This is a genomic window from Acidithiobacillus sp. TH-A35, from assembly GCF_057473505.1.
The window spans coordinates 1-11,946 of the sequence record NZ_JBYCKR010000322.1; the positions used below are offsets into that span (position 1 = coordinate 1).

14 protein-coding genes are annotated in these 11,946 nt (G+C 60.9%); 8 read left to right on the top strand and 6 right to left on the bottom strand.

The window, feature by feature from the left end:
* Positions 1 to 22 precede the first annotated feature (22 nt).
* Entirely contained in the window at positions 23 to 625 is a 603-nt protein-coding gene (locus AC2VNK_RS10170) for a glutathione S-transferase N-terminal domain-containing protein (protein ID WP_486883671.1), read from the bottom strand.
* A 92-nt stretch (positions 626 to 717) separates the two neighbouring features.
* Between AC2VNK_RS10170 and AC2VNK_RS10175 the strand changes: the two genes are divergently transcribed.
* The 5 genes from AC2VNK_RS10175 to AC2VNK_RS10195 all read left to right on the top strand — a co-directional run bounded on the left by AC2VNK_RS10175 (position 718) and on the right by AC2VNK_RS10195 (position 5,277).
* Complete coding sequence (locus AC2VNK_RS10175; RefSeq protein ID WP_486883672.1) at positions 718 to 1,554, top strand: 23S rRNA (adenine(2030)-N(6))-methyltransferase RlmJ; 837 nt, start codon at positions 718 to 720, stop codon at positions 1,552 to 1,554.
* Positions 1,555 to 1,630: 76 nt separating this feature from the next.
* Complete coding sequence (locus AC2VNK_RS10180) at positions 1,631 to 1,915, top strand: DUF2322 family protein (RefSeq protein WP_461275898.1); 285 nt, start codon at positions 1,631 to 1,633, stop codon at positions 1,913 to 1,915.
* 12 nt (positions 1,916 to 1,927) lie between these two features.
* Entirely contained in the window at positions 1,928 to 2,689 is a 762-nt protein-coding gene (locus AC2VNK_RS10185) for an exodeoxyribonuclease III (RefSeq protein WP_486883679.1), read from the top strand.
* Positions 2,690 to 3,601, top strand: a complete 912-nt coding sequence (prmB, locus tag AC2VNK_RS10190) for a 50S ribosomal protein L3 N(5)-glutamine methyltransferase (protein WP_291523779.1) — start codon at positions 2,690 to 2,692, stop codon at positions 3,599 to 3,601.
* Positions 3,602 to 3,714: 113 nt separating this feature from the next.
* Entirely contained in the window at positions 3,715 to 5,277 is a 1,563-nt protein-coding gene (locus AC2VNK_RS10195; RefSeq protein WP_486883673.1) for an MFS transporter, read from the top strand.
* Here the strand turns inward: AC2VNK_RS10195 and AC2VNK_RS10200 are convergent.
* Positions 5,199 to 6,122, bottom strand: coding sequence for a mechanosensitive ion channel family protein (locus AC2VNK_RS10200; RefSeq protein WP_486883674.1), 924 nt, complete (start codon positions 6,120 to 6,122; stop codon positions 5,199 to 5,201). The genes AC2VNK_RS10195 and AC2VNK_RS10200 overlap by 79 nt on opposite strands.
* Positions 6,123 to 6,224: 102 nt before the next feature.
* Between AC2VNK_RS10200 and argS the strand changes: the two genes are divergently transcribed.
* Both argS and AC2VNK_RS10210 read left to right on the top strand, forming a co-directional pair.
* Positions 6,225 to 7,964 carry an arginine--tRNA ligase gene (gene argS, locus AC2VNK_RS10205; RefSeq protein WP_486883675.1) on the top strand — a complete coding sequence of 580 codons (1,740 nt, stop codon included), beginning with the start codon at positions 6,225 to 6,227 and terminating at the stop codon, positions 7,962 to 7,964.
* A gap of 6 nt (positions 7,965 to 7,970) precedes the next feature.
* The gene (locus AC2VNK_RS10210) at positions 7,971 to 8,807 is read left to right on the top strand and encodes an SPOR domain-containing protein (protein ID WP_486883676.1); all 837 of its coding nucleotides are present in this window, start codon (positions 7,971 to 7,973) and stop codon (positions 8,805 to 8,807) included.
* Here the strand turns inward: AC2VNK_RS10210 and AC2VNK_RS10215 are convergent.
* Both AC2VNK_RS10215 and rsmA read right to left on the bottom strand, forming a co-directional pair.
* Positions 8,773 to 9,240, bottom strand: coding sequence for a YbjN domain-containing protein (locus tag AC2VNK_RS10215; RefSeq protein WP_291523769.1), 468 nt, complete (start codon positions 9,238 to 9,240; stop codon positions 8,773 to 8,775). The genes AC2VNK_RS10210 and AC2VNK_RS10215 overlap by 35 nt on opposite strands.
* A complete protein-coding gene (gene rsmA, locus AC2VNK_RS10220) occupies positions 9,237 to 10,043 on the bottom strand; it encodes a 16S rRNA (adenine(1518)-N(6)/adenine(1519)-N(6))-dimethyltransferase RsmA (protein ID WP_486883677.1) in 807 nt (268 codons plus the stop codon). The genes AC2VNK_RS10215 and rsmA overlap by 4 nt, the downstream gene beginning before the upstream one ends.
* Positions 10,044 to 10,105: 62 nt before the next feature.
* Between rsmA and AC2VNK_RS10225 the strand changes: the two genes are divergently transcribed.
* Positions 10,106 to 10,660, top strand: a complete 555-nt coding sequence (locus tag AC2VNK_RS10225) for an HNH endonuclease (RefSeq protein WP_486881630.1) — start codon at positions 10,106 to 10,108, stop codon at positions 10,658 to 10,660.
* A 35-nt stretch (positions 10,661 to 10,695) separates the two neighbouring features.
* On the opposite strand, the gene pdxA is transcribed toward AC2VNK_RS10225, so the two are convergent.
* Together pdxA and AC2VNK_RS10235 are read right to left on the bottom strand one after the other, a co-directional pair.
* Entirely contained in the window at positions 10,696 to 11,697 is a 1,002-nt protein-coding gene (gene pdxA / locus AC2VNK_RS10230; protein WP_486883678.1) for a 4-hydroxythreonine-4-phosphate dehydrogenase PdxA, read from the bottom strand.
* Entirely contained in the window at positions 11,694 to 11,942 is a 249-nt protein-coding gene (locus AC2VNK_RS10235; RefSeq protein WP_486881628.1) for a S4 domain-containing protein, read from the bottom strand. Before AC2VNK_RS10235 ends, pdxA begins: the two co-directional genes overlap by 4 nt.
* Positions 11,943 to 11,946: the final 4 nt, after the last annotated feature.

The following is an 11,946-nucleotide window of genomic DNA, read 5'->3' on the forward strand; positions in this document are numbered from 1 at the left end:
CAGGTCGCAATTTTCACGAAAATTACTGGGGCGCAGTGGCACTGATGCCGGGACGTTGGCGCAAGGCGTGCATCCAGGTCGTCAAATCCGGGAATTGCAGCAAGAAATCCGGTGCGCGCAGATCGACATAACCGACCGCGGCGATGGTCGCAATCTGCGCCAGATTCAACACCGGCGCTGCGGCCACATCTTTCCACACGCACGTCTCCTCCTGCAGCACCGCCAATGCGGCAAGCACCTTGCCGCGGGCACGCTGCAACATACCGGCATCCTGGCAATCTTTACTGTGGCGTTGCTCCAACACCCAGGCAACCGTGGTATCCATAATACCGCTGGCCAGCGCCTCAATCCGCAATGTCTCAATGCGGGCCTCCGGATCATGGGGGATGATGGCTGGTTCGGGGTGCAGAATTTCCAGATATTGGATGATCACTGCTGAGTCATATACGGCCGAGCCGTCATTACGCACCAGCACGGGGATCTTGCCCAGGGGATTGTGCTCCAGTGCGCCATGGTCAGCGACGCGGAGATCCACCCACTCCAAAGCACAGGGGATGTTTTTTTCCAGCAGTGCGATACGCACCTTCCGGGCATAGGGGCTGGTCTGCGTAGCATAAAGTCGCATCTTCATCTCTCCTTTTCCGCTGAGTCTGGGCCACTATCTGCTATCATGACGAAAGCATCGCCCCAAGCCAACCCCAGAAAGATAAGCAGACCATGAATTACGACCATCATTATCACGCTGGCAATGCTGCCGACTGCATCAAGCATCTGGCCCTGAGTCTCACTTTGCAAGCCCTGATCCGTAAGGACACGCCGCTCGCTTACATCGACACCCACGCGGGCGCGGGACGATATACACTGAGCGCGCAAGGGGAACACTTGCAAGGCGTTGCGCGCCTCTGGGCGGACCGGCGCAGCCTGCCGCATGCGGGCGCCTGGCTGAAAATCATCAGCAATGAGAACAGCGACGGCGTATTACGCCACTATCCCGGCTCACCCGTCCTCGCCGCCGCCCTGCTCCGGCCTGCTGACCGGATGGTGCTCTGCGAACAACAGCCCGAAGTAGCGACGCGTCTGCGCAAGGCGATGGGCAAGCGGGCGCACACCAGCATCATCGGCGAAGACGGTTATCGCGCCCTCTTCGGGCTGATTCCCCCGCCTGAAAAACGTGGCCTGATCCTGATCGATCCGCCCTTTGAACGCAGAGATGAATGGGAGCGCCTTGCGGACACCCTGATCCGCGCCTATCAGCGCTGGCCGCAAGGGGTGTATCTCGTCTGGTACCCGGTAAAAATCCGCGGTACGATCACCAGGCTGCGGCAGGCTTTGCGCGAGCGCCTACCCGCTTTTGCCTGCGAACTGTTGCAGATGCCGGAAGAAGGCCGGGAACAGCTCTTCGGCAGCGGACTGATCATGGTGAATCCACCCTGGGGTCTGCGCGAGGCACTGACCGCCGCCCTGACGGAACTGGGTCCGCTGCTCTGCGCGCCACAAAGTGGTGGGCTGTGGTCCCTGCATTGCCAGGGCTGGCCGGGTCCGGAAAAGAGTTAGCCGGTGTATGCCAGACGCCGCCACCCGGACCCGTCGGCGCACGCTTTAACGGATGATTTATCAACAAGGAACCACCATGAGCACCCCGACACTGCCCAATATCGACCATGTGCGCAAACTGCTCCTCTACGGCGGTCCCCTGGCGCAGCTTCAGGGGGAACTGGTCAAGCAACCCGGCCAGGAAATCAGTGTTGCCGTACTTTATCAACTGGCCCTGCGCCATGGCGTCATCAGCCCGACGGCGGCGCGGGAGGGACTCGCCCTGCTCGCTGCAGCAGGTACCGCCGGTGATACCGGGCGTATCATCCTGGAACAGGTGCTGGCCGAAGGGGATTTTCTGGCCGTGCGGGTGATGCGTTGAGCGATCGTGACCATGCGCCTGTATAGCTGGAACGTGAATGGCTGGCGCGCCGCCTGCCGCAAGGGTTTGCGCGAATGGGTCGCGGCGGCGCAGGCGGATGTGCTCTGCTTCCAGGAAATCAAGGCCGATCCGGACCGCCTGCCTGCGGCGGAAACCGCACTGGAGGGTTACGATGACCGCTGGGCGGTCGCCGAACGCCCGGGTTACAGCGGCGTCGCCACCTTCAGCAGAGCGCCCTGCCAGCCACTGGCAACGGGCCTGGGCATCCCATGCTTCGACCGGGAAGGCCGCGTGGTCATCACCGACTGCGGTGATTTCGACTTGTATAACGTCTACTTCCCCAACGGCAAGAAGGATACCGAACGCCTTGCCTTCAAACTGGATTTCTATGCCGTCTTCCTGGAGCTGATTAACGCCCGGGTCGCCGCCGGCCGGGCGGTGGTATTCTGTGGCGACGTCAACACCGCCCATCAGGCCATCGACCTCGCCCGCCCCAAAGAGAACGCGAAAATATCCGGCTTTCTCCCCGAAGAACGGGCCTGCCTGGACCAGTGGGTAGCGGCGGGCTGGGTGGATAGCTTCCGTCACCTGCACCCGGACGCGGCGGACTATTCCTGGTGGAGCCAGCGCACCGACGCCCGCGCCCGCAATATCGGCTGGCGCCTCGATTATTTCTGGATACATGAAAGCCTGTTGCCGCGCCTGCGCGGGGCCGGGATTGCCACCGATGTGACCGGCTCCGATCATTGCCCGGTCTGGCTGGAGTTGGACTGAATGAACCTTGAACAATATGCCGCCTTCGCTATCACCACACTGCATACGGTAACCGATTTCCGGCGTTGGGGGGCCAGCCGTTTTGCCGCTGCCGGGCTCGACTTCAGCCAGGGCCAACAGCAACCCCGCGCCGAAGCCGACACCCTCATCGCGCGGGCGCTGCACCTGGAGCCGGAAGACCTTGCAGATCTGGGCGCAGCCCGTCTGCTGGACAACGAAAAGACCACGATTCTCAACCACTTTTATCAGCGGGAAATGCTCCGCCGTCCTGCCGCCTACATCACCGGCGAAGCCTGGTTTGCCGGACTACGTTTTAGCGTCGATGAACGCGTCCTCATTCCCCGCAGCCTGCTTGAACCGTTCATTGAAGAGGGCTTCGCACCCTGGGTAGAGGAGCCGCAGGTGCAGCGCATTTTGGAGATCGGCACGGGCTCCGGCTGTATGGCCATCGCCCTGGCCCTGCGCTTTCCGGATGCCGAAGTGGATGCAGTAGATATTTCCGCCGAGGCCCTCGCCGTAGCCCGCACGAATGTGCAACGCTATGGCCTGGAGGAGCGCGTGCACCTGCATCAGTCCGACCTCTTCGCCGCATTGGATGGACAGCGCTACGACCTGATCCTCAGCAACCCGCCCTATGTGGACGCGGCGGCCATGGCAGAGCTGCCCCCAGAATACCGGCACGAGCCCCGTCTCGCCTTGGCCGCCGGCGATGATGGCCTGGATTGCCTGCTCCCCCTGTTGGAGCAGGCGCCGCATCACCTGCAGGCGGGCGGCGTCCTGGTGGTGGAAACCGGTGATGCCGAAGAGGCCCTCATCCGTCGCCGTCCCGACCTGCCCCTGATCTGGCTGGAGCATCCGGCGGGCGGCTCCGGCGCCTTTCTGGTCGTAGCCGCGGCCGACGGCGGATTTTAGAGACCCATGCAGGCTCAGTCCGGCGTCGCCGGTCGATCCAGGAAGGCGCGCACCGCCCGCGAGTGAAATTAGCGTTAGCGTTAAATTAGGACAACTTCCAAGGATCCAACTTCGTGGAAACATCGCCGTCCCTTTCTAAAACCTGGCCCCTCTTTGCGGGGGTAGGCCTCGCCCTCGGTATGGGCTCCTTCGACGGTGCCTCGGTGCAGGGTATTTTTCCCTACGTCGCGGGCGGCCTTTCCACCAGCAGCGATCATGCCCTCTGGACCCTGACCTACTTCATTGTCCACTGGTCACTGGGGATTACCCTGATGCCCTGGACGACAGCCCGCTTCGGGATGCGCCGCGTCTTTCAGATGGCGGTTACCGTGGCTATGGTGGGCACCGTCATCAGTGCGGTGACTGACAATCTCTGGATTATGCTGCTGTCCCGTGCTCTGGAAGGCGTCGCCGCGGGGCTTCTCGTCCCCCTGAGTCAGAGTCTTTTTCTGCGCCACAGCCCCAGCCAGCACCATGGTCTGGTGACCATATTCTGGAGTAATGCCATGCTGGTGCCTTTCTTCTTCGGGCCGACCATCGGCGGCCTGCTGGCGACGGAACTGGGCTATCGCAGCATTTTCCTGCTTTCCCTACCGATCTGGGGCGTCGCCCTGTTTCTGGGCAGCATGGGCATCCCCAAAGAGCAGGGCAATCCCCAAACCCCGCCCTTCGATAGCTGGGGCTTCGGCCTGCTCTATGGCGGGCTGATGAGCATGCAAATTATGCTGGATCAGGGCGAGCAGTACGGCTGGTGGCATTCCACTTTCATTATCAAAATGACCTTATTTGCCTTTACCTTTCTGCTGCTCTTTGCCTGGCGGGAAAGCGAAACCCGGCACCCCCTGCTCCAGTTACACTTTCTGCACCGACGCAATTACTGGCTGGGTCTGCTGCTACTCTGCCTGGGCTGGGCCATGTTCATGGGCTGGGCCTCCATACTGCCCCTCTGGGCAGAGGAAACCCTCGGTTTCAATGGGTTCTGGGGGAGCTCCGTACTTATTCCCATCGGCATCGGCGCCATCCCTTTGTCGACGCTGATGGACCGTCTGCGCGGATTACTCGGGCTGCGACGGCTGGCGACCCTCTGCTTTGCCATTTTTGCCTTCGCCTATGGCAGCGCTTATCTCAGCCCCATCAGCAGTCTGAACGACCTGTTCTGGCCAGTGCTGTTCATCGGCATGGGGGTGGGTATGCTCTTCGTGCCGCTGACCATGGTGATTCTCTCCGGCCTCAGCGCTGCGGAAATTCCGTCAGCCGCCACCACCAGCAATTTCATTCGCGTCTTCAGCGCCAACATCGGGGTGAGCCTGCTGAGCGTCTACTGGACCCGCTACAGCGCCCTTGCCAGCGACCATCTGCGCGGCCACATCAGCCGTTTCGATCCGGAAACGGCGCTCTCAGCCCAACACCTGCACACCCTGATCAGTGTGCAGGCGGGCACCATGAGCATCGACAATCTGCTGCGCCTGTCCATGTGGATCTGCCTGATAGCGGCCATGGCCGCCTACGTCTTTATCATCCCGCCCAGCGCCCTGCGCAGCGCCAATGGTCCGCGCAATTACGTGGAGGAGGAAGAGGACGAGTTTTCCGCAGCAGCCAGCGCCGCCGCCAGGGAAGGCGCCACCACCACCTCCTGACGCGGCCGCGGTATTTCGATGCCTGCCTGCTCCAGGGCATCCGCCAGTGCCCAGTTATATTTGGCGCGGGTTCCGCCGGGACGCATCAGTCCCGCACGTTCCACCCAGACGATCATCTCGCAATCGTAGCCTGCATCTCCAAACGCGTTCAACCACAAGGTCGGCGGATAACGTTCGTCCCTTGCCGTCAGAGGCAAGGAGAGCGCGGTTTCTATGACCAGACTCCGCAATCGTTCCCGGTCGGTACCGTAGGGCACGCGAAACGGGATATGAATCCGCATAATCGGATCATCCAGACTCCAGTTGATCACTTCACCATTCACAAACTGGGAGTTGGGTACCAGGATATCCACATGGTCGTTGGTCACGATCTGGGTATAGCGCACGCCCAGCTTTTTGACCTCGCCATGCAGGCCGTTCTCTTTGATCTGGATGTAGTCGCCTACCTTAATACTGCGTTCAAAGAGCAGAATGAGTCCGGACGCAAAATTGCTGAAAATATTCTGCAACCCAAAACCCAGACCGACACCCACCACACCGCCCAAGATAGCCAGACTGCTGAGATTGATGCCGACTGTCTGCAGGGCAATGAAAATGCCCAGAGCAATAACGATGTAGTAGGTAAGCCGCGAGATGGCGTAAGCCGTGGCATGATCCAGTTGCCGGCTCAGTACCCGGCGCGTGAGCCGCCGCACCCAGGCCGCCCCCCACCATAAAAAAACCAGGATAATTAGAAACTCAACCATACCGATGGGCTCGACAACCATCCCACCGGGCAGCGTCCACGGGGTGGTAAACCAGTGCCAGAAACCTCCCAGATAATCATGCATTATGCGCATCCCCATTGATCTTCGGCTCCAGTACAGTATCCAAGATACAACAACCCCTGCCGTAAAGCGCTGGCTTGCGTTACACTAAAGCAAAAATTTCGTGCATAAGGTAGCCCTGTGAAAGCATTTGTCAGCCAGGCCCTGCAAGGGGCGCTTCAACAACTCCACGCCCAGGGCAGCATTCCAGGGATTCCCGCCACCCTAGAGCTGGATCGCCCCAAGCAGGTGGAACACGGCCATCTCGCCAGCAACGTCGCCCTGCTCCTCGCCAAAGCGGTCGGGCGCAAACCCCGCGACATCGCCAAGGATATCGTTGCGGCCCTGCCAGCCTCGGAATGGATTGCCCGCACCGAAATTGCCGGCCCCGGCTTCATCAATTTCTTTTTGCAGCCTGCCGCCTTTCACGCCGTCATCCACCGGGTGCGTACCGAAAAAGAGCGCTTCGGCGCCAACCGGAACGGCGCCGGTCAACGCCTGCAACTGGAATTCGTCTCGGCCAACCCCACCGGCCCCCTGCACGTCGGGCACGGGCGCGGTGCCGCCTATGGCGCCAGCCTCGCCAACATCCTCCGCTTTAACGGCTTCGACATCTTTTGCGAATACTATGTCAACGACGCCGGGCGGCAAATGGATATTCTCGCCGCCAGCGTCTACCTGCGCTATCTCGAAGCCGCCGGGGCGCTGCCCTGGCCCTTCCCTGAGAACAGTTATCGGGGCGACTATGTGCGCGAAATAGCGGCCCATCTCCGGGAGCAGGTCGGCGACCGCTTACAGCACGCGGCGGCCGGATTGCCGAACCTGCCCGAGATGAGCGACGGTGATATCGCCATCGACACCCTCATCGCCCATCTGAAGCAGTCCCTCGGTGCCGACTATCGCACCCTGCACAGCGCCGGACTGGACGAGATTCTCACCGACATCCGCGACGATCTGGAGGGCTTCGGTGTGCATTACGAGCGCTGGTATTCCGAGCGCAGCCTGATGGATACGGGTGCGGTCGATGCCGCCGTCGCCGCCCTCGAAAAAGCCGGATATTGTTACACCCAGGAGGGCGCCCTCTGGTTCCGCGCCACTGCCTTTGATGACGACAAGGACCGGGTTTTGCGTCGCGACAATGGCGCCTATACCTACTTTGCCTCCGATGTGGCCTACCATGCTGAAAAATTTGCCCGCGGCTTCACCCACGTCATCGATATGTGGGGTGCGGACCATCACGGCTATGTGCCCAGAGTCAAGGCCGCCCTGCGCGCCCTCGGCCTCGATGACCAGCAACTGGAAGTCGTCCTCGTCCAGTTCGCCATCCTCTATCGCGGTACGGAAAAGGTCTCCATGTCTACCCGCGCTGGCGAGTTTGTCACCCTCCGTGAACTGCGCGAGGAAGTGGGCAATGATGCCGCGCGTTTCTTTTATGTGCTGCGCCGTGCCGACCAGCATCTGGACTTTGATCTGGAACTGGCCAAAAAGCACTCCGAAGAAAACCCGGTATTTTATATCCAGTATGCCCACGCCCGGGTCTATTCCCTGCTGCGTCAGGCGGCAGAAAAGGGGCTCAGCCTGCCGTCAGCAGACGGCTTCGACCTGGAAATTCTGCAGGAGTCCCGCGAGATCGCACTTGCCGACGCCCTCTGGCGCTTCCCGGAAGTAGTGGCCACGGCGGCCCGTGATCGCGAACCACATCAGATTGCTTTCTATCTCAGGGAGTTGGCTGCAGCCTTCCACACCTACTACAATTCGACCAGAATTCTGGTGGAGGAGACGCCGCTGCGCCACGCCCGCCTGACGCTCTGTCTGACCGTCGCACAGAGTATTGCCAATGGGTTACGGCTGCTTGGCGTCAGCGCGCCGGAACAGATGTAAGGGATCATGCGCGATTACAAAAATCAAACCAGCCGCCCGCGAGTGCAGGAGCCGCGCCCGCCCGTCACGCCACGACAGCCGGTAACACCGGAAGATGACACCGACGAAACGCCCCCCCCGCCGGCACGGCGCTGGCCTTGGGTATTGCTGCTTCTGGTGATCGCGCTGAGTGCGGGGGTCTGGTGGTGGATCGCGCAGATCCCCATCACCACAGGAAAGCTCGGTCTAATCAGTGCCGGAACGGGACTATCGGCAGCGACGGCCTCCAGCAATAGCGCACCTGCAACCGCGCAGAAACAGCCTCTTAGCCCGGCAGCCACCCACCCTTCAGCATCACCACCGGCTACCCTGGCTACTACACAAACTCCGGTGCGCAGCCCGCTCGCCGTCGCCACCTCCAGCAGCGCCGCTGCGGCCTCCACAGCCGCCACCCGCAGCGGCGTCGATTTCAATTTTTATCAGATATTGCCCGCCATGCATGTGGATATTCCTGCCGACATCCTCGGTAGCGGCCCCGGTATTCCCAGTGCAGCGACCGCCAGCAGTATCAGTGTCGTTCACCAGCCGGTGACCATTCAGGTGGGCGCCTTCACCAACCGCGCCGCCGCCGTCGTCCTGCGCGATCGCCTCGCCCTGCTGGGGGTCAGCACCCAGATGGAAAAGGCGGAAGCGGGCGACAACAACACCCTCTATCGGCTCCGCACCAACACCTTCGATTCTCTGGCAGCGGCCCAGCCCACCCTTGCCAAAATCCGCGGCATGGGCATCACCCCGCTGCTGCTGGGCAGCGGAATCATCGGCTCCGGGGTCAATGCACCGCTGTCGCAATCTCCAACGCCTTAATCGCGGCAGCCGGGGTTTCCTGGCCACTCAGCACCCGGTCCAGCCCTGGCAGGTAGTGGTTGATGGTCTCCACGCCAACCAGCAGATAAGGACGCAGCAGGGCAGTGCTCAACACCGTGGCAGGCGCCTGGAGAATCGTCTTGAAGTTGATTTCTCCATCCTCCATATCGAGCTCAAAGTTACCCAGAGCCAGTCCATAGTTGGCACGGGTCAGAAACTCCGCCACCGCCAGGCGTTTTTCCCTCGTTATCTCCAGATTCTGGGGGCGCAGGTAAAACAGGATACGCTCCCGTTCGCCATGCACATGGCAAAAAATGTCCAGAACGCCATTAGGTACCTGCAACGCGCAAGTGAGGACCGGATAATCGGGCAGTGTTTTCGCTTCCCATTCCAGTTCGGCAAACAGTTTCTCGGCAACTTCCAAATGATTCATGATCGGTTTCCCTGTTCAACTGTGGCCTCGGCGAGGCGAAAAAAGGCGGCCTGATCCAGCGTCTCGGCGCGGCAGCCGGGATCGATCTGCAAACCCCGCAAGTCGTCCGCACTCAAAATGCCGCGCAGATTATTGGCGAGCGTCTTGCGGCGCTGGGCAAAGCTGGTGGCCACAATCCGCGCAAAAGGCGCCTGCAAATGGAGTGGTAGCAACCCTGGACGATGCGGTACCAGGCGCATGAAGGCCGAATCCACCTTGGGCACCGGAAAGAAATTGCCCGGAGCCACCGTGAACAGGGATTCCACCGCGCAGTGCGCCTGTATCATCACCGATAGCCGACCGTAGGCTTTGGTTCCCGGCACCGCCACCATGCGGTCCACCACCTCTTTTTGCAGCATGAAGTGCATATCCCGCACCTGTTCCGCGTGTTCCAGTATATGAAAAATCAGCGGCGTCGCCACGTTGTAGGGCAGGTTACCGACTACCCGCAGGATATTCCCGGCGCCAGCCAGTGCCGCGAAGTCGACCTCCAGCGCATCGGCCTGCATGACCTGTAGCTGCTCCGGCGGCGCGAGCGCGCGTAAACCGGCAATCATATCCCGATCCAGCTCTACCACCGTCAACTGCGGCAAGAGGCGCAGCAGAGCCCTGGTCAGCGCCCCCGGCCCCGGCCCGATTTCCACCAGTTGATCGCCCGGCACGGGGCGAATAGCTGCCACAATACGCTCAACGATCTGCGGCTGAACCAGAAAATTCTGTCCGAAACGCTTTTTTGCACGCGGCAGGCGCCCCTCTTGCAACATTAGCGCACCTTCATGCTATATTCGGTCGACGCCTCCAGCAGGCGATGCGAAACGGAAAGTCTATGCACCTCGTGCTGCGCCTTGACGTCGGTGGTCGTCCCATGGCCTGGGAAACCTGGGAAGAAGCCGCCGCCCACTATGTCCGGGGTAATGTTGCCTGGACCCTCGGGAATCCTTTTTTCACCGCTCACGGTGGCGTATGCCGACGCAGTGGCATTCACTCGCAACTGGACATTCATCCGGTGATTGCGGTACGCGGTCGGCATCTGGGCAAAATTCGCCCTCCCGCCCTCTCCAATCAAACCCTGTTCCATCGTGATCACCATCTGTGCATGTACTGCGGCAAGCATTATCCGGTCCGTGAGCTGACCCGTGATCATATCATCCCCATCTCCCGCAAGGGCAGAGACATCTGGACCAATGTGGTAACGGCCTGCCGCAGCTGTAACAGCCGCAAGGACAACCGCACTCCCGATGAAGCCCACATGCCCTTACTGGCCGTGCCTTTTACCCCGACCTGGGCAGAATATCTGTTGCTCAGTAACCGCCGTATTCTCGCCGACCAGATGGAATTCCTGCTGGCCCAGGTGCCTGAGGGACGCCAGCGGATCGTTTAAACAGGCCCATACGGGCAGGTCAACGGTCTGGCCCATCAACAGTTTGCTGTACGCCGGTTGCGGACGATTTCTGCCGCAGCCTCCAGGGCATGGAGAAGACTTTCTCCCTGAGCACGACCGCTACCCGCCACGTCCAGCGCCGTGCCATGATCAACGCTGGTACGCACTATCGGCAGTCCCAGGGTAATATTCACTGCCTCGCCAAAAGCGTGATATTTCAAAACCGGCAGCCCCTGATCGTGATACATGGCCAGTACCGCATCGGCATCTTCCAGCAGTCGCGGGGTAAAGAGGGTATCCGCAGGCCAGGGTCCGGAAACGCGCATCCCCTCTTTTTGCAGAGACTGAATGACCGGGGTAATCACCTCGATTTCTTCGCGACCGAGATGCCCCCCCTCCCCAGCGTGAGGATTCAGTCCGGCCACCAGAATACGAGGTGCGGCCAGGGCAAAATCCCGAATGAGGGATGTGTGCAAAATGCGCAGGGTCGTTTCCAGACCACTGCGGGTAATGGCTGCAGGTACTTGTGCCAGAGGGAGGTGGGTGGTGGCCAGGGCAACCCGCAAACCGCGCCCCGCGAGCAGCATGACCATCTCATCCTGACCGCAGGCGGCCGCAAGATATTCGGTATGCCCGGTAAAAGGAATGCCCGCATCATTGATGATGCCCTTATGGACGGGAGCGGTCACCAGGGCATCAGCCAGGCCGGTGCGCAGCAGAGCCAGCGCTTTATCCAGGCTGCTCAACACTGCCGGGGCGTTGGCCGGATCCAGATGGCCTGGCCGGCAGGGGTGGGCCAGCGGGAGATGCAGCACTCGCAATACCCCCGGCTCTATGGCTGGCCAGTCATCGCCCTCCTGCCAGGCCTCCAGTCTTACGGGTAGTCCCAGCAGCAGCGCCCGGCTGCGCAGGCAATGCATATCCCCCAACAGCAATACACCGGCAGAGAGGGGGTGAGCGGCCAGCTGCAGACAAATATCCGGTCCGATTCCCGCTGGCTCCCCAACCGTCAGCACCAGTCGCGGCAAGCTGTTCATTCCGACTCCTCTGGCAGCATTTCCACAATCCCCTCCGGCCCTTCCACCCGCTGCGGCAAACGCAGTATGCGCGCCCGAATCAAACGGTCACGAATATCCACCGTCAACACATCAGCGACCTTCACTTCGGCACCAGCCTTGGCGACCCGACCATTGATGTGCACGCAGCCTGCGTCACAAATTTCCTTGGCCAGGCTGCGGCGTTTGATCAGCCGCGACATTTTCAGAAACAGATCCAGACGCATGTCA